Origin of the sequence: Planctellipticum variicoloris, from assembly GCF_030622045.1 — a bacterium.
GTDB lineage: Bacteria > Planctomycetota > Planctomycetia > Planctomycetales > Planctomycetaceae > Planctellipticum > Planctellipticum variicoloris.
Genome location: NZ_CP130886.1, coordinates 979,693 through 1,004,156, shown reverse-complemented (window position 1 = coordinate 1,004,156; position 24,464 = coordinate 979,693). Strand labels below are relative to the sequence as shown.

The following is a 24,464-nucleotide window of genomic DNA, read 5'->3' as shown; positions in this document are numbered from 1 at the left end:
AGCAGAACACCACGCCCCCTCGATTCTCTTCTTCTGGCGACCCGCGATCAGCCCTCTTCCTCTGGCTATTCGCTATTCCCTGCTCGCTACTCCCTAATTGCTACCCCCCGCTCACCGGCGGAAAGCAGGCCACGTCCGACTTCGCGCCGATTACCGTCTCCGGCCCTGCATACCGCCGATCGACGGCGATCAGCAGCGAACTCTGAATCGTCTCCAGAGCCGGACAGGCGACGCCCAGGTCTCGCCGCAACTGCTGAACAGTAAAAGGGTTCCGCAGCGACACCATCAGTCGGGCGGTCCCCGCCAGATCCGCCGCCCGCGCGAACAACTGCACCGGCACCGTCAGGAAATCACGCGCCGGTTGTTCGACGGCTGCAGCGCCCGCTTCAACTCCGGCATCAGTCCGTACGCCAGCGCCAGCAACTTCAGCGGGTGCACCGTCGGACGCGTCGTCCGCTGCTCCATCTGCATTTTGCACGCGCTGCATTCGGTCATCCCCACGCCAAAGCGATCTGTGGCCATTCGTTCGATTAAATCGTGACCGATGGCCAGAGACTCCGCAAGGTTGGCCGTCGAGAGCCCGAACACTCCTGCCATTCCCGAACACCCATGCTCGATCCGGGAAATCTCCAGACCGGGAATCAGATCGCACAAGTCCGCGAGCGGCTCTCCCGCCCCCAGCGCCTTCAAATGGCACGGCGTGTGGTACGCGGCATTCATCGACAGCTCTGAGAAATTCCGTCGCAGATTCCCCTGTTGGTCAATCTGTCGCAGAAACTCCCCCGCCTCGATCACCTGCCCGGCCACGAGGCCGGCTTCGCCGTCGTTGAGAATCCGCGGGTAGTCCTGCCGCAGGCAGACCGCAGCCGTCGGCTCCGTGCAGACGATCGGGCAACCCTCGCGGGCAAACTCCACCAGCGTCCTAATGTTGTGCTCCGCCAGCGGTCGGGCCGCTTCGATGTCTCCCGCGGAAATCAACGCCATTCCCGACGGTCGCTGCCCCGGCGGCACATGCACCCGCAGTCCCTGGTGCTCCACGATCCGGCAGAAGGCTTCCGCCAGATCCGGATCGTGGTAGTTGGCGTAGTGGTCGACAAAATAGATCACCGGTCGCGGCGCTGCGAACGACGCCGGCGGCATCAGCCATTTCCTGCGGGCTGTCTGCAAAAACGGCCGGCGGGCAAAACGCGGAAGTTTGCGCTGGCGGGCGATCTGCACCGACTTCTCCAGCAGCCAGCGCCCCAGTCGCGTCTGCAGGAGCAGATTGATCGCCGGGGAGACCCGGCAGCCGAAATTCCCCCACGTATGCAGCCGCGACAGAAACCAGTCGATGCGCGACAGCCCGTGGGCGGCCACCCGTTGAGCCTTCGCTTCCAGCATCAGGTGCGGCACGTTGACGTTCGCCGGGCATTCCAGCTCGCACTGCTTGCAGTTGAAACACGATCGCGTCAACCGCTCCATCTCCGGCTGATCGAGCACCGTCGCCGGCAGCGTCCCGTCCGCCAGCCACCGCATGACATTCGCCTTCGCCCGCGGCGATCGCTCTTCGTCCGGTTCGGTCCGGAAGAACGGACACATCCGCCCTTCCGGCCCTTGCGTCCTGCATGCGCCGCAGCCATTGCAGCGCGCCGCCTGCTCCTTGAGTTCGACAGGCGACCATTCGAGCTGAACCTGGTGCAGCGGCAACTGCGGCTCCTCCGCCGGACGGAAATGACGCACCGTCAAGTGGGGATCGTCGCTGATCACCTTACCGGGGTTGAGCAGGTTCTCGGGATCGAACAGCCGCTTGATCTGCTCGAAAACGCGATACAGCGGACCGTACTGCGACCGCAGAAACGCCGTTCGCGCCAGCCCCAGTCCATGCTCCCCGCTGAGCGATCCCCCCAGCGCCAGCGCCGCCTCATAAAGGTCACGCGCCAGTTCCTCCAGCTTCGAAGCACTCGCCGGCGTCGGATTCGCCAGAAACGGACGCAAATGGACCTGCCCGGCCGCCGCATGCGCGTAGAGCGACGCCACCGCCTGGTGCCGGTGCAACACCCGCTGAGCCCGATGCAGAAACTCCTGCAGCGACTCCGGGGGGACGGCGATGTCTTCCACAAACGGCAGCGGCCGCGTTTCCCCGCGCAGCCGGTTCAGCAACGGCACAACCCGATGAGCAATGCCCCACAATCGCTCGACCTCCCGGTCGCCCACCGCCCGCCAGACCAGTTGCCCGGGCGCCGCAATTTCCTGCTGCGCCGCAACCAGCCGCTCCAGGCGGCGCAACACATCCTCCTCGTTTCCGCCGGTCTGTTCGACAATCAGCGCCGCCTCCGTCGACGGTGGAACCGTCCGGGCCAGTTGCTCGTCGATTTCGCACGCCAGCGTCAGAATCCGCCGATCCAGCAGATCGCAGGCGCTCGGCTCTTCGCGAACCAGATGCCGCACCGCCTCCGCCGCGCTGTCGACGGAAGGATACAGCAGCAGAATCACCCCCCGACAGGCCGGCAGCGGCGACGTATGCAGCGTCGCCGCGGTGATCAGCCCCAGCGTCCCTTCCGATCCCACCAGCAGCCGCGGCAGATTGATCGTTCCATCGGAGAGCACGCCGCGCAGAAAGTACCCGCTCCGATTTCGAAACTGCCGCGCAGGCTGCCGTTCCTGGATCATCTCCGCATTGGCCGCCAGCAGATGCGACAGCCGCGACAGCAGCCACCCGCGCACGGCCTCCGGACGGTTTTCAAACTCTTCGTTCAGCTCCGTCAGCCCCCCAGGGACGGACTCGACCCCCGCCTCGAATCTCACCCCCGACGCCAGCACGACTTCCAGACTCTGCACGTGATCGCGCGTCGAACCGACGCGAATCGAATGCGAACCGGCGGCGTCGACCCCCAGCATCCCGCCGATCGTCGTGACCGCGGAACCCGAAGGGTCCGGCGGAAAGTACCGCCCCAGCGGACGCAGCCGTTCATTGAGCCCCTCCAGCACCACTCCCGGCTGCACGCGCACCGTCTGCTCGCCGAACGACAGCACCTCGTGCATATGACGCGAGAAATCGACGATCAGCCCCCGCCCCAGCGACTCCCCCGCCAGGCCGGAACCCGCCCCGCGCGCAAACAACGGCAGCCGCTCCTCGCGGGCGTACTTCACCAGCACCGCCAGGTCGTCGGCGTCCTGCGGACAGCACACCGCCTGCGGCGTCACCTGATACAGGCTCGCGTCGCTCGCATAGATCGCCCGACCGAGCGGATCGTCGCGAATCTCGCCGCGAAAGAGGCCCGCCAGGTCTTCACAGATGCCAAGCTCGGGAGTTTCCAAACGCGAAGCCTCTCCGAACGGAGACCGGAATCCACGGACCAGCAAGACCCGCCGACAAACCTTCCACAGCTAGGACCCATCGACTGGAACACTCCAGCATATCGCGACCGCTCGCAGAGAGCGAGATGGCCGCTATGGCCGTCCACGGTCCACGACGCCCTCGACGCTCCGCTTTTCGAACGAACCCGCCGCCCTCGCCCTCGCGCTTGCCGATTTCGCCAGCATCGGCATGGCCATCGGAGCCCGGCAACGCCGTCAGCAACAGGCCCGCACCGCATCGTCCGCCCTCCGACACCAACAATACAAGCGGGCGACCAACAGGCCGCCCGCTTCTGTTTCCGACTCAAAGCTCAACCCTCAACGCCGCCGCTCACGGCGCCACATTCACCGGCTCCGTCAGATCGATAATCTGCCGGCTCCCCGCATGTCGGGCGTAAGCCCTCAGCGTATGAACGCCCGGCTTGCTCGCCCGCAGCACGTACTGGTAGCGGGCCGTCTCGCCCGACACCAGCATCGCCACCGGGGCCACGTTCACCCGGCCCTCGCGGACTTCGAATGGCAGCGCGATCTGCCGGCTGCCGACGACCACCTCCAGACCCTCGAACTGCATCCCCGTCGGCAACTGCAGCGTGGCGCGGATGTCGGTCAGCGGCTGCAGACCGCCGTTGCGGGCCGTCACGTTCACCAGGAATGTTTCCCCCTGCCGCACCGGGTCCGACTCGTCCGACAGGTTCACCTGCAGATCTGCGACCGCGGGATCGATCCGCAGGCAGACTTCGCGCTCTTCGGACAGCACCTCTTCGCTGGAGAGGAACACGTTCACGCACGCCTCCGACGTCGCAATCTTGCAATCGAACTCCGCCTGGATCTCGATGCTCTCGCCGGGACGCAGATCGCCGACGGTCCATTCGATTTCTCCTTCCGACCGGCGACCGCCGAGCGTCAGCTCCTTGACCGTCAACGGCGAGTCGAACCGCATCCGCACCTTCACGCTCTCCAGCGGCTGACTGGTGAGGTTGGCCACGCGAACGTTGAATTCGGCCCGCTGACCGACCGACCGGCGGTTGGGTCCCACGACCTGCAGTTCCACCTGGCGGGGGACGAAATCGATCGAGGCGACCCGACTGGCGACTTCGGTGTTCCCGAACCGGGCGGTCAGGCGAATTGTCTGCCGTCCGAGGGCGTCGCTGCGCGGCTGGAATTTCAGCTCGGTCGCCTCGCCAGGGATCAGCCGCCGAACAGGCGAAACGGTGGAGCGTTCGACGGTCCCCGGCAGCGAGACCCCCTCCGGCACGTCGCAGGAGATCGAGAGGGTTTCGACCATCTTCTGGCCGACATTCTTCACGACTACACGGATCGGAGCAGCGCTCCCCTGCGGCGCCTGTTGCGGCGCCTGGACGTCGAGGACGATCCAGCCGGCGCCGGTTCCCCCCGACGACGGTCGAACGGTCATCAGACCGGCCGACGGATCGAGCAGACGCGGCAGCAACCTCGGGCCGGCGGGGGGCTGCGAGATTTCCGGCAAAGGAATCGGATCGAGCGGCTGACGGTTGTTCTCGATCGTCTCGGGCGCGGCCGGGGTGCTCGGAGCAAATGTTGGCGGCGGATTGTTCGAACCCGGCGCGGACTGCCCGGGGTACGGAAAAAGCTGGGGCCCCGGCGCGCGCTCCTGCGTCGCGGGCGGTGCGACCGGAGTCGGCGTTTGCGGCTGGAAAAACGTGCCGACGCCGTTCGAAGGCTGCGGCTGCTGGTTGGGATATCTCCGTTCCTGGGCCCGGTTCGGGGGATAGCCGATGGCGGGAGTGTAGTTGGTCTGGCGATTCATCAGATTGCAGCCGACCGACGCGAGCAGGACGACCGCGGCCGCCACACTCCAGCGCAGGGCTCCGCCGGACCGGCGGGCGGCTGTGCGATGCTGGTGCGTGCGCTGGTAATTCATCCGTCCGTTCCCTCTCTCGTCTCCCGCCGGCCAGGCCGACGCTGCGTCTGAAAATTGCGCAGAGCCACCACTCCGCAGTCCGGGTGACTCAACCACGTGCAACGCTACCCGCGCCGACGGGCGGGATGAGAGATTTCCGCCGGAAACGCCCGGAATGCGCCGGGAACTGTGCGGCTCGAACCGCAGACGCAGATCGGCAAAACTCGGCCGATGACACCGACCCTGCGGCGCGGGCAAAGTCTGCGGGCGGCCTTCAAATCAGGAGGCCCGCAATGCAGGCGGTCATGAAGCAGGCGAGATTGCCCCCCAGCATCGCCCGCCAGCCGAGCGTCGCAAAGTCGGCCCGGCGGGAAGGAGCCAGCAATGACAGCCCGCCGATCTGCACGCCGACGGATCCGAGGTTTGCAAATCCGCACAGCGCATAGACGGCGATGACCTTCGAGCGCGGGCCGAGGTCCTGCATCGTCGCCAGCCGGTCATAGGCGAGAAACTCGTTCGCCACAGTCTTGAGCCCCAGCAGTTCGCCGACTTTGCGTTCATCCCCCGGATCGACCCCCATCGCCCAGGCCAGGGGACTGAAGACCCAGCCGAACACATCTGCCAGCGTCCACGGGGACCCGAAGACTCCCGTCGCCGACGTCAGCGCCAGATCGACGACCGCCACCAGCGCCAGAAACGCAATCACCATCGCCGTGATGTTCAGCGCCAGCCGCAGCCCGTCGGCCGCCCCGGTGGTCAATGCATCAAAGGCGTTGATCGTGTCGGGTTTCACCGCAGCCCCGAGCGTGTTGCGAGTCACCGGTTCGTCGACTTCGGGCTGGAGAATCTTGGCAATCACGACGGCGGCTGGTGCAGAGATCACCGAGGCCGTGAGGAGATGGCCGGCGTCGATTCCCATGCCGATGAAGGCGGCCATCACGCCGCCCGCCACGGTGGCGAAGCCGGCGACCATCAGCGTCATGATTTCGGAACGCGTCATGCGGGCAAGGTAAGGCTGAATGATCAGCGGCGCCTCAGTCTGCCCGGTAAAAATGTTCGCGGCGGCGACCAGGCTCTCCGCCCCCGACGTCCCCAGCGTCCGCTGCATGAACCAGCCGAGTACGCCGACGACGAACTGCAGAATCCGGAAGTGGTAGAGCAGTCCCATCAGGGCGCCGAAAGAGATGATTGTGGCGCCGATCTTGAATGCGAAGTAGTGGTCCCGAAAGTTGGGGCCGAAGGCGAACTCCGCGCCATCGTCGGTGCAGGCGAGCAGCAGCTCGAAGATCGTCCGCACGCGATTGATGACATCCAGTCCCAGGGACGTCTTCAGCAGCGACCAGGCAATGGCGAACTGGACCAGAACGCCAATCGTCACCAGCCGCCAGTCGACGCGCCAGCGATGGGCGCTCAGCAGCCAGGCGAGGCCGATCATCAGCACCAGGCCGAATCCGCTGGTCAATTGCCCGGTCATGGCAGAGATCCCCGTAAGCCGAGTCGCGTTCCGCCGGCACAGCGCGACCGGGCGAAAGCAGTCTGCCCGAAGCCCGTCTGACTTTCCACAGGCGGCCGGATATACTTCGGATCAAGGGACTTGAAGAAACGAAGAGGATTCACCGCAGAGACGCGGAGGACGCGGAGAAGAAATCCCGGAAAGTGAAAAGTGAGTAGTGATGAGTGAGTAGTGCAAAATGGAAGAAATGTCGCTGACTCGCGAATTGCATTCTCCTTCACTTTGCACTTATCACGACTCAATACTCACTTTTCACTTTCCGGACTCATCTCTTGCATTTCTCCGCGTCCTCCGCGTCTCCGCGGTGAAACTTCTTCTCTGCAGCCGGACAGCCAGGATTGCTGAATCATGTGGGACGCACGGACGGGACGAGGGGCAAATGTCGATCCGGCGAATCGCTTCGCGCGGTACCGGACCGACGTCAGCGATCTGGAAGATCCCCCCGATCCGGACGAAGAAGCCCGCGCCGTGCCGACCGAGTTCATCCCGGACGCCTCCCGGTCGATCGTCTCTGAAAATACCAGCCCGGACATTCCCTTCCGCTACGGTGTGAACCCCTATCGCGGCTGCGAACACGGATGCAGCTACTGCTACGCCCGACCGTATCACGAATATCTGGGGCTCAATGCCGGCATCGATTTCGAAGCGAAGATCTTCGTCAAACACCGGGCGCCGGAACTCCTGACCGAATGGCTCGCACGGGACGGCTGGACGCCGGAACTGATCGCCTTCTCCGGCGTGACCGACTGCTACCAGCCCGCCGAAAAGCGCTTCGAACTGACCCGGCGATGTCTGGAGGTGGTCCTCGACGCCCGCTTGCCGGTGGGGATCATCACCAAGAACGCGATGATCCTCCGGGATCTGGATCTGCTGGCCGAGATGGCCGAACGCCGACTGGTCCATGTGGCGATCAGCCTGACGACCCTCGACGAACAATTGGGGCGCCAGCTCGAACCGCGAACCAGCCGGCCGGCGGCCCGGCTCCGCGCAATTCGCGAACTGAGCGCCGCCGGAATCCCCGTGCGCGTGATGACCGCCCCGGTCATTCCGGGACTTAACGATGCAGAACTGCCGGCGCTGCTGGCCGCGGCGGCGGAAGCCGGGGCGCACGCGGCCGGGTATACGATTCTGCGGCTGCCGCTGGCAGTCAAGCCGATCTTCCTCGACTGGCTGCAGCGATATGCCCCGTCAAAGAAGTCTCGCGTAGAATCGTGGCTGCGGGAGCTGCGCGGCGGCGAATTGAACACCTCGAACTTCGGCGAGCGAATGCGGGGCTCGGGATTGATCGCCGATCAGATCGCGCAGACATACAAAGTCTTCTGCCGCAAGCACGGCCTCGATCGCAAACTGCCGGAACTGGACTTCTCACAGTTCACGCCGCCAATCCCCAAAGGCGGCCAGTTGCGACTCTTCTGAACGATCCACGATCGCGTTCGCCATCGGCGGAGCAGCCGGCGCGGCCCAGTCTCTTCTCTCTTCACTAACCACAATCCACTAACCACTAGCCACTCTCTTCAGCTCCTGATCTCGCCACCCAGCGCCCCGACCAGCTCCCGCAGCCAGGCGGGATGGGCGGGCCAGGCGGGGGCCGTGATCAGGTTCCCTTCGACATAGGCCTGATCGACCGGCGTAGCGACGTACTGCCCGCCGGCCAGCGTGATCTCGGGGCCGCAGGCGGCATAGGCGGTGCAGCGACGCCCCTTCAGGACGCCCGCCGCAGAGAGAATCTGCACGCCGTGGCAGATGGCCGCCACCGGCTTCCCGGCGGCAAAAAAGTCGCGGACGAGCTGCAGCACGTTCTCGTTCAGCCGCAGATACTCGGGGGCGCGTCCGCCGGGCAGGACCAGCCCCGCATAGTCGGCGGCCTTGATCGTGGCAAAGTCGGCGTTGAGCGTGAAATTATGCCCGGGCTTCTCGCTGTAGGTCTGATCCCCTTCGAAGTCGTGGATCGCAGTCCGGATCTGATCGCCCGCCTGCTTGCCCGGACAGACGGCGTGGACCGTGTACCCGACGAGCTGCAGGGCCTGAAACGGGACCATGATCTCATAGTCTTCGACGAAATCGCCGGCGAGCAGAAGGAGAGACTTGGAAGACATACAGTGGGAGACCTTTCCGAAACGAACCGCGAGGAACGTCGAAGACATGCGGCCGACGGCTCGCCCGCCAACCCATCCTCACGGTATCGACGGCGCCTTGAAAACGCCAACGCCCTGCAACACGGCGTCAGTTCGACGCACTGCGGCAGGGTTTGAGGAGAAGTCCGATTCGATGACGAGGTTTAGCGAACGAGCGGCTTGATGCTCGTAATCCGGTAGACCGGCTTGCCGCGCGAATCCTTCATCTGTGGATCAACGAATCCTTCGAGTCGGACCGCCGTCTCGTTCCGCATCCCGGCGAATCTTGCAGGATCGGCCGCCAGCGTCAGGTCCCCGCCAAACCGATCCTGCGCCGATGGCGACAGGCTGTAGAGAATGCTCCAGGTCTGGTCGATGTCGTCGTACGCCACAATTCCCTGCAGCCAGGTGTACTTCGCGGCGTCGTGCCCGAACTGCACATCGTCCGGCGCCCGGCCGCCAACCTGCGCGACCTGCTCGACCGGCATGGGCATCGGCAGGGCGGAGGGGTTGCCGGGGAGCGGTCCCGCGGCAACCGTCGGCGAACCCATCGGCAGCGCGCTGGAGGGCTTGAACGGGCTGTCATCAAATCCGTCGCTGGCGGGAGGGCGATTGGAGGTGTTGGGATCGACGCCAAAGTCGCCCGCATCCGGCCGCGGAACCGGCTTGTCGGCCCCGTTCCCTGGATAGGCCGGCGCGTTGCTGCCGCCATCGGGGCGGAAGGTTGGCGGAGCGTTCACGCCGCTGCCGCTGCCGCTGCCGGGGGCGATGGGCGTCGGCGAAATGCCGTTGGAGTTCTGCGGAATATACGTCCCGCCCGGCGCGGGATAGCCGCCGCTCGGGTACTGCTGGTAGGGCGCGCCGTACATGGATCCCGGCGCCCCATAGGGCTGAGCGCCGTAGTAGTACGGAGAGGAGTAACAGCCGGACAACAGCAGCGCGAGCCCGCCGGTGAGTCTCCAGAGCCTGCCACGCATGGACCGGTCCTCGCGAACGGAAGCAGAGCCGGGCAGAACAGATTCCACCCCGCCAGACCGGTCCGCGGACATTCCGCGCCCCGGCCGAAGGCGGGCCGAATTGTAGGAATCTGCCGGAGTCTGTCCAGATCACCTGCAGCTTCTGCCGGTCGACGCCGTTTCACGGCGTTTCACGCAGGATTGGGCTCGATCAGACCGCAGCTCCGGGTGGCACGGGTGGCCTTCAGCCACCCGTGCCACCCGAGTTTTGCCACGAAGTGATATCGGCAATTGAAGATTGGCGAGGGCTTTCGACGGCCATGCTCGCGCGATTCTGGCGAACATCTTCACCGAATCTCACACGATTGCTACGGAGTAACCGAGAAGTCCTGCCGATGATCGTGCCGCCTGACTCTGGTGCACCAGGTCGAAGAGCACTGGTGGCTGAAGGCCACCAGTGCCACCCGGCGGCTAGTGCTTTGTCAGGGCCACGTTTTCGGATGCTTCAGGAGAGCGAGTTGCGAAGAGCCAGAGGAAGTCGCATTGGTTTCGCCTTTTTCTGGCGATTCGCTATCCCCTACTCGCTATTCGCTCAATCCGTAGTCCAAGCGTGACAAAAGCACTAGTGCACCCGCATGCCCGGCTTGGCGCCGTCATCGGGCTCAAGGACGTAGATCTCTTTCCCGCCGGCGCCGGCCGCCAAAACCATCCCCTCGCTGACGCCGAACCGCATCTTCCGCGGGGCCAGGTTGGCGCAGAGAATCACCAGCTTGCCGACGAGGGCCTCCGGTGCATAGGCGCTCTTGATCCCCGCGAAGACGTTCCGGCGGACGTCGCCGCCGAGGCTCAGCGTGAGCTGCAGCAGCTTGTCGGCCCCTTCGACGTGCTTGGCTTCGAGGACGCGGGCGACCCGCAGGTCGACCTTCACGAAGTCGTCGATCGTGCAGTGCGCTTCGACGAGCGGCTCGTTGGCGAGGGCTTCCGGGCCATCCTGGTACTGCGCGGCCGGGGCGGCTTCCGCGGTCGTTTCCGGAGCGGAGACGGCAGGCTGTCCTTCTTCAATCATGGCTTGTACCTGTGCGGGATCGACCCGCTTCATCAAATGTTCGAACTTGCTGACGGGCGTACCGACCAGCGGCCGACGCACGTCTTCCCAACCGTCCAACGGACAATTCAACAGCTTCGCCGCCTGGGCCGCGAGCCGCGGCTGCACCGGCGCGAGGTAGATCACAATCTGGCGGAACAGATTCAGCGAAACCGTGCAGACCTGCTGCAGTTCCGCCGCCCGTTCGGGATCCTTCTTCAGCGTCCAGGGGGCGTGATCTTCGACGTAGCGGTTCGCCTGGTCGGCGAGCGCCATAATCTGCCGCATCGCCGCACTGAATTCGCACGCCTCGTACGCCGCGGCGATGGCATCCGCCTCGGCCGCCGCCTGAGCGAACAGGCCGCCGTCGTCCGGATACTCCGCCGACAGCCCGGTGGCTTCGACAAACTTCGCCGTCCGGCTGGCCAGGTTCACGACCTTGCCCACCAGATCCGAATTCACCTTGGCGACGAACTCTTCCAGGTTGAGGTCGAGGTCATCCAGCCCGTTCCCGAGCTTGCTGGCGTAGTAGTAGCGCAGAGCCGCCGGGTCGAGATGCTTCAAATACGTCGAAGCCATCACGAAGGTGCCCTTACTTTTGGACATCTTCTCGCCGTCGACCGTCAGGAAGCCGTGAATGTGGACTCTCTCGGGAAGATTGATTCCCGCCGTCTTGAGCATCGCCGGCCAGAACAGCGTATGGAAGTACGTGATGTCCTTGCCGATGAAGTGGTGGATTTCGACGTCGGGGTTCTTCCACCAGTCTTCCCACCGCTCGCCGCGTGCCGCGCACCAGTCGGCCGTGGACCCGATGTACCCGATCGGCGCGTCGAACCAGACGTACCAGTAGTCGCCGGGGCTGTCCGGAATCTCGAACCCGAAGTACGGGGCCGGCCGCGAAACGTCCCAGTCACGGAGCGGTTTGCCGAGGAAGTGCCCCTTCAGGTAGTTGGCGACTTCCTCCTGCAGGTGCTTTCCGCTTTGCGTCCACTCGGTCAGGAACTCGTGCAGACGTTCGATCTGGACGAAGAGGTGCTTCGCCGTCCGGATTTCCGGCGTGGCTCCTGACAGCGTGCTGACCGGGTTGATCAGGTCGGTCGGACTGTAGGTCGAGCCGCACTTGTCGCAACTGTCGCCATACTGGTCGGGGGCCTGGCAGTTGGGACACGTCCCCTTCACAAACCGGTCGGCGAGGAATGTCTGAGCTGAGGGATCGTAAAGCTGGGTCACTTCCTGTTCGACGATCAGGCCGGCCTGACGGAGTGCCCCCCAGATTTCGTGGCAGACGGCCCGGTTGGAATCGCTGTGGGTGCTGCCGTAGTTGTCGAAGGCGACGTCGAACCCGGCGAAGTCCCGCAGGTGGGCCGCGCTCATATCGGCGATCACTGCGGTCTCCGGCCGGCCTTCCTGCCGGGCCCGGATCATGATCGCCGTGCCGTGCGTGTCGTCGGCACAGACGTACGTGCAGGTGTTCCCCCGCAGCTTCTGGAAGCGGACCCAGATATCGGTCTGGATATACTCGACCAGATGACCTAAGTGGATATGCCCGTTGGCATAAGGCAACGCGGACGTCACCAGAATGCGACGCGTCATGAATTCTCCTCCGGACAATCCGTCCGGCCTGTGCAGGTGCGGCAGCAGCGTAAAGGACGGACTCCCCAATGTCCACGCTGGTTCACGGTTGCGTAAATGCGAGGAGGTTTTGAGGGTGGCTGGAGCCTGCCCCCTTGGGCCGCCCCCAGTGATCGTGGAGCAGAGTCGGCAGACGGGCGGCTCGCAGACTCGACCCCAGCCACTCGCCATCAGCAACACGCATCAACGGCTGGTGTTGTGACCGTAATTGCTGCGGGCGTCAAAGGTTTTGCGCTCCGCCAGCGGGAAACCCTTCCCGCGACTGAGAATCCTGCCCAAGTCGTAACGGGGACCACCCTTGGCGCGGCGAACCGGACCCGTATCCTATGGGTCAGGAAATCATCAGGAGGGCGCCGACCTGTTCGCGCCCTCCGTGTCGTTTTGCCGCCGCCTCAACTTCTGCCAGCGAGTTTGTCCATGCATCGCGTGCTGATTACCGACAGCCTCTCGAAAGCCGGTCTCGAGATCCTCAAGAACACCCCCGGCATCGAGGTCGACGAACGCAAGGGACTCACTCCCGAGCAGGTCCGCGAAGCCCTCAAAGACGCCGACGGCATCATCATCCGCAGCGGCACCAGGCTGACGCCGGAACTGCTCAAGGATCAGCCGCGGCTGAAAGCGATCGTCCGGGCCGGCGTCGGCGTCGACAACATTGACCTTCCCGCCGCCACCCGCGAAGGAATCGTCGTCATGAACACCCCGGCGGGGAACACCATCTCCACCGCCGAGCACGCCTTCGCCATGATGATGTCCCTCGCCCGCAACATTCCCCCCGCCTGCGCGACCCTCAAGGGGGGCAAGTGGGATAAGAAGAGCTACACCGGGACGCAGCTCGCCGGCAAGGTGCTGGGGATCATCGGCCTGGGCCGGATCGGCGTTTCGGTCGCTCGCCGGGCGCTGGCCTTCGAAATGAAGGTGGTCGGCTATGACCCGTTCATGTCCCCCGAGCGGGCCAAGGAGCTGGGGATCGAGCTGCAGGCGAGTCTGGACGACATGCTGCCGCAGATCGACTTCCTGACGCTCCACACGCACTTCACGCCCGAAACGGCGAACATGATCAACGCCGCCCGCCTCGCCCAGATGAAGAAGGGCGTGCGGATCGTCAACTGCGCCCGCGGCGGCATCGTCAACGAACAGGAACTCGCCGACGCCATCGAATCCGGCCACGTCGCCGGCGCGGCGTTCGACGTCTTCGTGCAGGAGCCCCCCAAGGACTTCCGCCTCATCAATCTGCCGCAAGTCGTCTGCACGCCGCACCTGGGGGCTTCGACCGACGAAGCCCAGGAGCTGGTGGCCCTCGAAGCGGCCGAGATCATGTCCGGCTTCCTGACCCGCAACGAAGTCCGTCACGCGGTCAACATGGCCCCGGTCTCCGGGGCCGAGATGGCCGACAACCAGATTTACCTGGACCTCGGCCTCCGCCTGGGGCTCCTGATGGCGCAGGTCACGAAGGGGACCGGCATCCGGAGCGTCAAGCTGATGTTCCGCGGCGAAGCGGCGAACAAGAAGACCAAGCTGATCGGCTCCAGCTTTGCCGCCGGGCTGCTGATGGACGCTGTCGACGGGGTTAACATCGTCAACGCCGAGATGCTCGCCAAGGAACGGGGGATCGAGATCACCGAGTCTCTTTCGACCGAAGTCGGCGATTTTTCCTCGCTGGTCTCGGCGACGGTGGTGACCGATCAGGGCGAGTTCACCGCGGCCGGCACGGTGTTCGGCAAACAGTTCCTGCGTCTGGTACGGTTCGACAAGTTCCACCTCGACGCCTACCTCGACGGCCTGCTGCTGGCCTACCGCCACATCGACAAGCCGGGCGTGATCGGTTTCATCGGTTCGGTCTGCGGCAAGAACAATGTGAATATCGCCCACATGGCGCTGGGTCGGGAAAAGGCGGAACCGGGCGGGGACGCCCTCGCGGTGCTGAATCTGGACAACGAGCCGTCGGCCGACGTCCTCAAGGAAATGGCGGAAAACGGGGCCGTCACCAGCGTGCAGCTCATTCGGCTGCCGAAGGCTGGCGAGCCGCTCCCCTGGCTCGGCGGCAAATAGGGCCGGGCCGTCTTGCAGGGCAGGCTCCCGCCTGCCGGATTGTGCTGGCAGCCACAAATCTGCGGGTGGCCGGGGCTGGACCGAAGGGAAGCCCCGGTCCCGCGACACCGGGGCATCGCGAAGACGCTCCTGCCCCGGCCACCCGTTGTCCTGCGCAGGGAATCACAGGTCGGCAGGCGGGAGCCACGACCCGTCGCGTTTTGGACGAAGTCGACGGACGAGGACGTCCGTCGTACGGTGGCGGCCGGCACAGCCGGCCCTACGGGGGAGCGTATGTCCGACTTCCGTTCCCTCTATGTGCATGTTCCGTTCTGTCGGCATCGGTGCGGTTACTGCGACTTTACGCTGATCGCCGGGCGGGATGACCTGATCGGCGATTACCTCAAGGGGCTGGCGCGCGAGCTGGATCTGCTGGGGCATGTCCCCGTCCGCGAAGACGAACGCCCCGAGCTCGACACCCTGTTCTTCGGCGGCGGCACGCCGACGCATCTGCCGCCGAAGGAGCTGACCCGGCTGTTCCAGATCGTCCTGAGCCGATTTCGCCTGGCGGAGGGGGCCGAGGTTTGCGTCGAAGCCAACCCGCGCGATCTGACCGACGAACGGCTGGACGTCCTCCGGCGGTCGGGCATGAATCGCCTGAGTCTGGGCGGCCAGTCGTTCGATGCCCGCGCCCTAGCCCTCCTCGAACGGGACCACGCTCCCGAGGAGCTGGCGGAAATCGTCCGCCGGATCACGCCGGGCTGGGAGAACGTGTCGCTCGATCTGATCTTCGGCGTTCCCGGCCAGTCGCTGGAGTCGTGGGAGGAGACGCTGCAGCGGGCGACGTCGCTGGGGGTGTCGCACGTCTCGACCTACGGACTGACGTTCGAAGCGAACACCGCCTTCGAAACCCGCCGGCGGCGCGGCGAGCTGGAGCCGGTCGACGAAGAGCTCGAACGGGCGATGTACGACGTCGCGATGGAGACACTCGAAGCGGCGGGTTACGCCCAGTACGAAATTTCCAGCTTCGCGAAACCCGGATTTGCCTGCCGGCACAACCAGATTTACTGGTCGGGGGACAGTTATGAAGCGGTCGGGCCGGGAGCGGCGCGTTATCTGGAGGGGGCCCGCGAGACAAACATCCGCAGCGTGCTGGGCTGGCTGGCCCGGCTGGAGCGGGGGGAATCGCCGGTCGCGGAAGCGGAAGAGCTCGCTCCCGAAGCCCGCGCCCGCGAGCTGATTTTTCTCAATCTCCGCCGGGTCCGCGGCATCGACCGGACCGATTTTCGCGAGAGAACGGGCTTCTCGCTTGACCGCCTGGCGGGCCCGGCGATCCTGCATCACACGCAGGCCGGCAACCTGGAAGACGACGGCCAGACGATCCGGCTGACGCGCGCGGGACGGTTTCTGGCGGATCATGTGATGGCGGATTTTTTGGGGTAGCGGAAAGCTCAAGGCGGAGAGCGGAAAGCCGGAGGAGAAGCGGAGCGGCTCTTCGTAGGGTGGGCTGTGCCCACCATCTTCGAGAGGATTTCAGCCCCGGGAGGGGCGTCGGGCTGTAGCCACGGGTGGAGCGCAGCCCGTGGGAGAAGTCGCGACATCTTCAAGAGCCCCGAACGGGCAAAAGAGTCGTGGCCATCGCACGATTGCTTCGTTTGCGCTTCCGTCGCCCCTCCGGGGCTCGGCGTCGGGGTGTGACCGAGACCACGGGTTTCGCTCCGTCTGCCTGATGGCAGACTGCGCTTCACCCGTGGCTACAGCCTGGCGCCCCTTCGGGGCTCAGAGGCTCACGACGATTGACGCCCGTGGACACCAATTCCCGACTTCCCCCTTTGCAGGGTGGACCCTGCCCATCAACTTCGCCGGGGCCGGTTTTCGCGCAGACTTCCGGCTGTTCCGCGCGATACTGTACAGGCTGGCGTTTCTGCCGTAGAGCATGGTGACCGGAACTGACATCATGGAACAGGGATTTCCACCCGTCGATACGGAATCCGCGAACTGGATCGTGCTGATCCTGCTGGTACTGGTCTGTGCTGGCTATGCGATTCAGTGGCGGTGGAAACTGCGGAAGGTCCGGCCGTTTCTGCTGAGCTTCTGGTCGCTGGTGTTGATTGTCGCCTGGATTGGCGATGGCGGATTTCAAACCGCTGAGTACGTCCCACGCTGGGCGCCAACTCTAACCCGAATTATTCACGGCGCTCCAATGCAAAGGCCTCCCGCGGCGTAGAAGGTGTTGTCAGATCAGCACTTCAACGCCACAAGGAGGCCGGGCATGAGTTTACAGGGTGTGCTGCCGTTTGTCCTCGATTTCCTCCCCCGAAAACCGATCGAAATCGAAGTCTCCCGGGCGCAGCTCACCGGCGACGCCGGGCTCTTGCCGATCCGCCAGTTCGATGAGGCGATTTGTCTGACGCAGCGCTTCGCCGACGCGCTGACCGACGCCCGAACCGGGGATGTCCGGCATTCGAATCGGTCGCTGGTCCGGCAGCGGATCTACGGCATCCTGGCCGACTACGAGGACCAGAACGACCACGATGCGCTGCGCAGCGACCCCGCCTTCAAGCTGGTCTGCGATCGCCAGCCGGACGGGCGCGATCTGGCCAGCCAGCCGACGCTCTCGCGGTTCGAAAACGCCGTCACGATCGCCGACCTCAAACGTCTGCGGGACGTCCTGTGCGATCAGTTCCTCGACGCCTTCGCCGCGCCCCCGTCCCGCATCACGCTCGACATCGACGCCTTCGACGATCCCGCACACGGCCGGCAGCAGTTGATCGCCTTTCACGGCTACTACGAGCAGTACCAGTACCTGCCGATCGCCATCACCTGCGCCGAGACGGACACGGTCGCGCTGGTCGGGCTGCGTCACGGCACCTGCGCGGCGTTCCTCGGAGCGGACGACGACCTGCGGTATCTCGCCCGCCGCATCCGCGAGCGATTCCCGGACGTGGAGATCGTCGTCCGCGGCGACAGCGGCTTCGGCGTGCCGCTGATGTACGACGTCTGCGCCGAACTGGGGCTGACGCACACCTTCGGCTTGGCGATGAATGCCCGCCTGAAAGCCGCCAGCGACGCCCTGCTGGCGCAGGCCCAGCAGCAGTTCGACGAGACCGGCGAAAAGCAGCGGCTGTTCCTGGCGCTGGAGTACCAGGCCGATGCGTGGCCGCAGCCGCGGCAGGTCGTCGTCAAGTGCGAAGTCCACGAACAGGGGACCAACCGCCGGGCCGTGTCGACCAACCGGCCCGGCTGGACCGTCAACCCGGCGGCCGTTTACGACGAGTACGCCGAGCGGGGCGAGAGCGAGAACCGGAACAAGGAGCTGAAGCGGGAGCTGGCGGCGGATCGGCTCAGCGATCACCGCTTCCTCGCAAACTTCTTCCGGCTGCACCTGCACACAGCGGCGTTGAACCTGCTCGTGCGTCTGCGGCGGGCGACCGCGCGCCCGCTCCCCACGATCGATCCGAGCGGAGAGATCCCGGTGGAAGCGTTCGCCGACCGGCAGCGGCGAGGCTGGTTCAATCGTCGTCGTCGCGAGGATCCGCTGGGCGAGGGGTTCGCTACGACATGGCGTCAGCATCTGATCAAGGCGGCGGCGGAGATTACGGTCAGCGCCCGCCGGGTGGTCGTGAAGTTGAGCGCGAGCTGGCCGTATGCGGAAGAGTACCGCCGGATCTCGCAGGCGGTGCTGGCTTGGCCGCGCACCTCCTGACTGGCCTCCTCCGTCGCGCCGCCACGGACCCGACATCACCATTCAACGTCCCCGGGGAGGGGGGCCTTCCGCGCACCGCCCGGCGCAGATCACCGTTCAACGGCCACTTGCTCTCAGACCGCTGCGACGAACCGGGTGATGAATAATGCGGGCTAATTGTACCGCTGATCTTTGTCGCTGCGGGTGCGCTGTCGCTCGCATGGCTGGACGTTCGGCAGCGTCCGGCGGGTGACAGGTTGCGGGGCTCACTTGTGTGTTCGATCGCCATCGGGCTGGCGGTGTTGTTTCTGACCCGCAGCCATCTCGCCGTTTCCACACCGGTCTGGGTTGCGCGAAGAGTCCAGTGTCGGAACAATCTCAAGCATATTGGTCTGGCGCTCCATAACTACTCAGAGACTTATGACGGCTTTCCCGCGACTGCTGGCGGCGACCCGCCGATGAGCTGGCGGGTGGCGATCCTGCCGTACGTCGATCAAGGACCGCTGTTCAAAGCCTATGATCCCGCGCGGCGCTGGGATGAAGCCCCCAATACTGATGTCCTGACGACGAGGGTCTATCCAATGCTCTGCCCGGCCGTCGAGCGCCAGCACGATGAGGCCGGACGGTATTTCGCGTCCTACGTGGCGCCGATCGGTCCAGAGACGGTCCTGAGAAGAACGGAATCACTCCAGTTCGCAGAGATCACTGACGGAACTTCCAGCACGCTGATGGTCGTCGAAGCCTGCGGGCTCGAGATCCCGTGGACAGAGCCGCGCGACTTCGATGTGACGCGGGGACCGATCGGGATTGATCTGAAGGGGCACGGCAGGACCGATTCGCCGGGGCTGATGTCGGGTTATCATACGGGGGGCGTGCACGTACTTTTCGGCGATGGGGCGGTCCGGTTCCTTTCGCAGAAGACCGATCCGGCGGTCCTCAATGCTCTGCTGACCGCCGATGGCGGGGACGATCCGGGGGAGGATTGGTGAGGGGGCGGGGATGTCGAATGTCGAATTGGTCGCGACCTCAAGTGGCGCAGCCACAGCGGGCCGTTGGGGTGGGTCGTGGGTAGTGGAGAGGGAGAAGAGGACGCGGAGCGTCTGAAGAGGCATTCCCAGGCGGAGCCTGGGAACGAGATAAGACGGCCCGGGCGCGCCCGGGCCTACGCGGCGGACGAGGACGTCCACCGTACGTACCGCGATCGGCGATTCGCGATCAGCCGCTCTTGTCCGGCTGTTAGTGGCTCGCGATTCCCTGTTCGCTGCTCGTTACTCGCTCGTTCCCTCCGCCCTTGAAAGCGCGCGGGCGAGGTCTTCGATGGCGGCGGCGCTGACATTTTCCAGCGGGTGCTGCAGGAGCCAGTTGACGTCCTGGCGGGATTGCGCCAGCCGCTGGGTCTGGTAGGCCAGCACCGCCCGGAAGAAGCGGTCCTGTTCGGAATCGGGCGAGATCGCCAGGACCGCATCCGTGTAGCGATACATCCGCTCGGAGTTTTCCTCCTCCCGGGCGGTGTTGAACAGGTTGCGCAGCATCCGGATCAGGATCGCTTTCGGGGGCATGGCTTCGAGGTATCGGTCTTCCCACGGAGCGCCGGAGTATTCCCGCACGCGCTGGATCGCTTCGTCGCGCGACAGCAGCTTGCCCCGTTCGAAGACGTCGATGAGCTGCTGCGGATCGTTCGCCGGTTCGTGGCGGACGACGAAGTGGCCGGGCAGGCCGACGCCGACGACGGGCAGGTTCAGCCGGCGGGCCAGTTCCATGTAGAGGACCGCCAGCGTGATCGGCATGCCTTCGCGGTCGTCGATCACCTCGTTGAGGTAGCTGTTCGAGCGGTTGTGGTAGTCCATCCGGCTGCCGTGGTAGCCCTGCTCGGCGAACAGGTAGCGGTTGAGGCCTGCCAGGCGTTCGGGGGCCGGGGTGGCGTCGGACCAGTCGCGGCCGATCCTGGCGGCCATGCGGTCGACCGACTGCACGTAGTCATCGACGTCGAGCTCCGGGTTGTCGAGCCGGGCGATGAGGAGCGCCGCCCGCAGCAGATCCAGTTTGCCCGGTTCCGCTTCGACGATCCGCGAGATCTCGTTCAGAGTCTGCTGATGATGGACGTCGGTGGCCAGCCGGCGGAGTTTCTCCGCCCGCTGTTCGAGCCGCTCGGCCTCGTCCTGGAGCAGGATCAGGCTGGTGGCGGGTTCGTTTGCGAGGCGCTGGACGACTTTCATGCCCTGCTGCCGGTCGCCGTCGAGCCATTCGGTCATGGCGGTCTGCACGCGCCCGGCGACTTCGCCGGTCGGGTGGCTCAGCGGGATTTCGGCGGCGATGCGAAAGCCTTTGAACTCGGCTTCGGTCTGGCGGAACTTGCAGAGGCCGGCCCGTCCGCGGGTGAAGGCGGCGTCGGCCGATTCGATCACCAGGTGATCGTTGACGTAACAGGCGATCCGGCCCTGTTCGAGACGGACTTTGAGCGTGTTCCAGCCGGCCTTCTTCAGGTGGGGCGAGCGGATTTGCTGCAGGACGGTCCAGGCGTAGACGTCGGGACCGTCGAAGCGCGAGAGCCGGAGCTCGCCGTTGCTGGGATAGAATCCGTAGTGCCGGTCGCCGCCGTCACTCAGAAAGACCAGTCCTGCCGCTCCTTCAGCGGGCTCATAGCGGACCGTGACGGCGACTTCGTACGGCAGTTCCGGAGTCGGCTCGGTCGACAGGCACATGGCCCGGGCTCCGATTCCTGCGCCGCGGCCTTCGCCGACAATCCGTCCGGCCCGCTGCCGCCAGCGCCCGCCGGGCAGGACGGTCCAGTCTACGGGATCGAGGACGCCGATGGTCAGCCAGCGATCCATCGGGATGGGGTTGGGCTGCTTCAGAAGGGGCAGGATCGCTTTGGACGGAACGGCGAAGCCGAGGTTGTCGGTCTGCTGGGATTTGAGGGTCAGGAGTCCGTGGACGCGGCCGTCCATGTCGAGCAGCGGACCGCCACTGTTGCCACGTTCGATGGGGATGGCGAGCTGGAGCATTTCGCGGCCGTCGACGTCACGGCGACCGGAGAGGACGCCGCTGACGACGCTGCGTTCCAGCCCGAGCGGGTTGCCGATGGCCACGACCTGCTGGCCGTCGACGAGTGAGTCGGAGTTGCCGAGGGGGAGGGCGGGGAGGCCGGCGGCGTCGATCTGCAGGATGGCCAGGTCCTGATCGCGTTCGGTGGCGTAGATGGCTTTGACTTCGAGCTGCCGGCCGTCGTGCAGGCGGACGAGGATTGGACGGGCTTCGCCGATCACGTGCAGATTGGTGGCGACCAGGCCGGCCTCGTCGATGATCACCCCGGAGCCGAGTCCCTGGCGGTCGCCGTCGCGGCCCTGGAATTCGATGACCACGACCGACTTACGGGCTTCGGCGGCCAGCTCCGCGACGCTGCGAAAGGTGGTGTTGCGATTGGCGGGGAGCAGAGCCGAGGCGGGGGGTGGATCGGCGGCGGTTGCTCCGAGCATCAGGCCGGTGGTCAGCCATCCGGTGGCGATCACCACGACAGTCCAGTCCGCTCGACGCATGCCGGCTCCTTTCGACGAACCAATGCCGCTTCGCTGAAAATCCGAAATTCGAAACTCGAAATCCGAAACGAGTCTGGACACCGAGAAATTCAGAACGCGGCCTGTGAAGACAAGTTCATCGTAGTCGGAAGGGGGGTGGATGGCAAAACCGGATTTTGTCAGGGAGGGGGAGGTTGGGTCGCCGTTTTCCCTGTCAGCCGTCATTCCTCCGCCCCTCCCGGGGCGGTTCCACACGGAGGGCGTTGTCGCCCACGGGTTGCACTCCGTCCGCCTGACGGCGGACTTCGTTTCACCCGTGGCTACAGCCCGTCGCCCCGTTCGGGGCTCAAGACATTACAGCGCGAAGTCGAAGTCCGACGCGCGCTGGACCTTTGACCGCCCATCAAAGAGTGTTCTCGGCGGTGGGAGATTTCGGGAGGAACGGGGCCTCCGACGCATGTTGCGACTTTGATTCGTTGTCTTGTGACCGGGGTTGCCGCCGGGGTAGAGTAGGGTGACTCATTCGGGGAGGCATCGATCGTGGTGCGCCTGCCCGTGCCGGGACTACTGAGAGGATCGACGTCATGCTGCGCTGGGGTTGGACGGGACTGCTGCTGGGTTTGGTGGCCACATGGACGGCGACGACGCAGGCCGCGGACGTGGAGTTCCCGGACGAGAAGCTGGATACGGTGATTCGCGAGATCCTCAAGAAGAAGTCGATCGACAAGACGGACAAGGCGAAGAAGATCGCCGAGGAAGATCTGGTCAACATTTACTTCCTCGAAGCCCCGAACAAGGGGATCGCGAACCTGGCGGGCCTGGAGAAGTGCCGGAACCTGGCGCAGGTCCGGTTGACCGGCAATCAGATCAAGGACGTCGCGCCGCTGCAGGAATGCGTCAACATTCAGTCGCTGGACCTGGCGAAGAACCAGATCGGGGACATCGGCCCGCTGGCCAAGCTGACGAAGCTGCAGTACCTGCAGCTCGAAGACAACCAGATCAAGAGCCTCGACGCGGTTGCATCGCTGAAGGCGCTCAATGCGCTGTACGTGAGCCGGAACCAGATCGAATCGCTGGCCCCGGTGGCCGAGCTGCCGAAGCTCGCCGCGGTCTACGCCGAGAAGAACAAGGTCTCGGACGTTTCGCCGCTGAAGACGGTGAAGTGGCTGGAGCGGATCGACTTGAAGGACAACCAGGTGAAGGATATCGCGCCGCTGTCGAGCCTGACCGAGCTGCGCTGGACGTTCCTGGAACGGAACCAGATCGCCGACATCGCCCCGCTGGTCGAGATGGCGAAGAAGGACGCCGCCGGGGACAAGCGGTTCGCTCCGTACTGGAATCTCTACCTCACCGGGAACCCGCTGAGCGACGCCTCGAAGGGGCAGGTCGAGGAGCTGAAGAAGATCGGCGTGAGGGTGCATAATTGAGGAAGAAGTGGTTAGTGGCTGGTGGTTAGTGGCTAGTGAAGAGAAGGCCGTAGGGCACGCTTCCGCGTGCCGGATGGCGGGTACGATTTTCGTTGATTCTCTTCGATCCCAGGCTTTGCCTGGGATCGCTGCGTTTACGAGGCTTCGCCTCGTGGCTTCGGTTACCGCGAGAAATGGCCGTGGTTCCCGCGGTCCCCTGTAGCCGATGGCGAAGCCGGCGGGGTAGACTGCATTCCTCTTGAGTTCCCGGTGGTCATGGCCACGGCAGGCTTCGGCGGAGGAATGGATTCATGGTGCGGTGGATGGCGGCGGCGTGTCTGGCGATGGCGGCTGCGAACGTGCAGGCCGAGATCAAAGTCACCGAGACCGAGGATGAGATCCGGATCGAGACGGACGCTCTCGAAGCGGCGATCCGGAAGCGGGGGTACGTCACCGGAGTCTACCGGCAGACGTTTCTCGACAAGAAAACGGGCGAGCGGGATCTGGGATACGGGCTGGACATCGCCGACTGGATCATGGAGCCGGGCAGCGACGAGGCCTATCGCGACAAGCTGGAGCACGAGCTGATTTACCGGTTCGGCAATCCGTATCACGGCAACACGCCCAAGCGGACCATCGAAGGGCCGCAGATCTGCACGCAGGCCGGGAAGCTGGAGCCCGAGGTGGTGCGGGGGCCGGATTTTGTGGCGATCCGGCAGTCCTTCCGCTATCGGACCGCGGCGCCCGGCAAGAAGACGGGTTCGAAGTGGACTCAGGTGATGGTCTTTCCGCAGAATGCGCGGTACTTCATCTCGATGCAGCGGATCGACGCGGTCAACAGCAGCGACGCGATGTTCCTGCGGGTCGATATGCCGGGGCATATTCAGCACAAGCAGGGGGATTCGTTTTCGGAAATCTACCTGAGTTATCTGGGGACGATTCCGTCGCGCGAGTTCGTCAAGAACTTTGCTCCCGACCAGCGGTTCGGCTACGTGCGCGGCAAAGCGGTTCCGGAGCGGTTCATCCGGGCGTATCACATTCGGGATGCGAAGACTGGCGAGGAAGGGCCGTGGCTGGCGGGGATGACGCTCGATCCGGATGTCGTCTCGGAAGCGTGGTGTCACCAGCGGGGCTATGTCTGCATGATCGAGGAGTTTGGCGGCCGGCCGATCAAAGCGGGCGAATCATTCAGCGCGGCGTTCATCGTGGGGTACTTCGACAGCGTCGCAGAGATGCAACGGGTTTACGATCAGTACAAAGGGGCCAGGGAGCTCACGGTCGACGCCGGGGGCTGGAAGCTGACGAAGTAGCGTTTC

The 24,464-nt window shown here is 64.9% G+C and carries 16 protein-coding genes; 8 read left to right on the top strand and 8 right to left on the bottom strand.

Annotated features, from left to right (window positions below; all coding sequences use genetic code 11):
• Positions 1-100: 100 nt before the first annotated feature.
• From SH412_RS03900 to SH412_RS03885, 4 genes are all read right to left on the bottom strand, one after another.
• The gene (locus SH412_RS03900) at positions 101-340 is read right to left on the bottom strand and encodes a MoaD/ThiS family protein (RefSeq protein ID WP_336522202.1); all 240 of its coding nucleotides are present in this window, start codon (positions 338-340) and stop codon (positions 101-103) included.
• Positions 341-342: 2 nt separating this feature from the next.
• Positions 343-3,297: an FAD-binding oxidoreductase gene (locus SH412_RS03895; protein ID WP_336522201.1), complete on the bottom strand. Its 2,955-nt coding sequence runs from the start codon at positions 3,295-3,297 to the stop codon at positions 343-345.
• A gap of 370 nt (positions 3,298-3,667) precedes the next feature.
• On the bottom strand, positions 3,668-5,236 hold the full coding sequence (locus SH412_RS03890) for a COG1361 family protein (RefSeq protein ID WP_336522200.1): 1,569 nt from the start codon (positions 5,234-5,236) through the stop codon (positions 3,668-3,670).
• 253 nt (positions 5,237-5,489) lie between these two features.
• Entirely contained in the window at positions 5,490-6,689 is a 1,200-nt protein-coding gene (locus tag SH412_RS03885; protein WP_336522199.1) for a NupC/NupG family nucleoside CNT transporter, read from the bottom strand.
• Positions 6,690-7,076: 387 nt separating this feature from the next.
• Here SH412_RS03885 and SH412_RS03880 point away from each other — a divergent pair, with 387 nt between their 5' ends.
• A complete protein-coding gene (locus SH412_RS03880; protein WP_336522198.1) occupies positions 7,077-8,144 on the top strand; it encodes a PA0069 family radical SAM protein in 1,068 nt (355 codons plus the stop codon).
• 98 nt (positions 8,145-8,242) lie between these two features.
• Here the strand turns inward: SH412_RS03880 and SH412_RS03875 are convergent, their stop codons facing one another.
• From SH412_RS03875 to metG, 3 genes are all read right to left on the bottom strand, one after another.
• A complete protein-coding gene (locus SH412_RS03875) occupies positions 8,243-8,824 on the bottom strand; it encodes a DJ-1/PfpI family protein (protein WP_336522197.1) in 582 nt (193 codons plus the stop codon).
• A 182-nt stretch (positions 8,825-9,006) separates the two neighbouring features.
• A complete protein-coding gene (locus SH412_RS03870) occupies positions 9,007-9,819 on the bottom strand; it encodes a hypothetical protein (protein WP_336522196.1) in 813 nt (270 codons plus the stop codon).
• Between the two features lie 601 nt (positions 9,820-10,420).
• The gene (gene metG / locus SH412_RS03865; RefSeq protein WP_336522195.1) at positions 10,421-12,475 is read right to left on the bottom strand and encodes a methionine--tRNA ligase; all 2,055 of its coding nucleotides are present in this window, start codon (positions 12,473-12,475) and stop codon (positions 10,421-10,423) included.
• 456 nt (positions 12,476-12,931) lie between these two features.
• Here metG and serA point away from each other — a divergent pair, with 456 nt between their 5' ends.
• From serA to SH412_RS03840, 5 genes are all read left to right on the top strand, one after another.
• Positions 12,932-14,563, top strand: coding sequence for a phosphoglycerate dehydrogenase (gene serA, locus SH412_RS03860; protein ID WP_336522194.1), 1,632 nt, complete (start codon positions 12,932-12,934; stop codon positions 14,561-14,563).
• Between the two features lie 273 nt (positions 14,564-14,836).
• On the top strand, positions 14,837-15,985 hold the full coding sequence (gene hemW / locus SH412_RS03855; protein ID WP_336522193.1) for a radical SAM family heme chaperone HemW: 1,149 nt from the start codon (positions 14,837-14,839) through the stop codon (positions 15,983-15,985).
• Positions 15,986-16,499: 514 nt separating this feature from the next.
• Positions 16,500-16,769, top strand: a complete 270-nt coding sequence (locus SH412_RS03850; protein WP_336522192.1) for a hypothetical protein — start codon at positions 16,500-16,502, stop codon at positions 16,767-16,769.
• 45 nt (positions 16,770-16,814) lie between these two features.
• The gene (locus SH412_RS03845) at positions 16,815-18,248 is read left to right on the top strand and encodes an IS1380 family transposase (protein ID WP_336519468.1); all 1,434 of its coding nucleotides are present in this window, start codon (positions 16,815-16,817) and stop codon (positions 18,246-18,248) included.
• Positions 18,249-18,499: 251 nt separating this feature from the next.
• Entirely contained in the window at positions 18,500-19,216 is a 717-nt protein-coding gene (locus SH412_RS03840; protein WP_336522191.1) for a DUF1559 domain-containing protein, read from the top strand.
• A gap of 279 nt (positions 19,217-19,495) precedes the next feature.
• On the opposite strand, the gene SH412_RS03835 is transcribed toward SH412_RS03840, so the two are convergent.
• Entirely contained in the window at positions 19,496-21,763 is a 2,268-nt protein-coding gene (locus tag SH412_RS03835) for a transglutaminase family protein (RefSeq protein WP_336522190.1), read from the bottom strand.
• Positions 21,764-22,326: 563 nt separating this feature from the next.
• Between SH412_RS03835 and SH412_RS03830 the strand changes: the two genes are divergently transcribed.
• Both SH412_RS03830 and SH412_RS03825 read left to right on the top strand, forming a co-directional pair.
• Entirely contained in the window at positions 22,327-23,169 is an 843-nt protein-coding gene (locus SH412_RS03830) for a leucine-rich repeat domain-containing protein (protein ID WP_336522189.1), read from the top strand.
• A gap of 290 nt (positions 23,170-23,459) precedes the next feature.
• Positions 23,460-24,458: a hypothetical protein gene (locus SH412_RS03825; RefSeq protein ID WP_336522188.1), complete on the top strand. Its 999-nt coding sequence runs from the start codon at positions 23,460-23,462 to the stop codon at positions 24,456-24,458.
• Positions 24,459-24,464 lie beyond the last annotated feature (6 nt).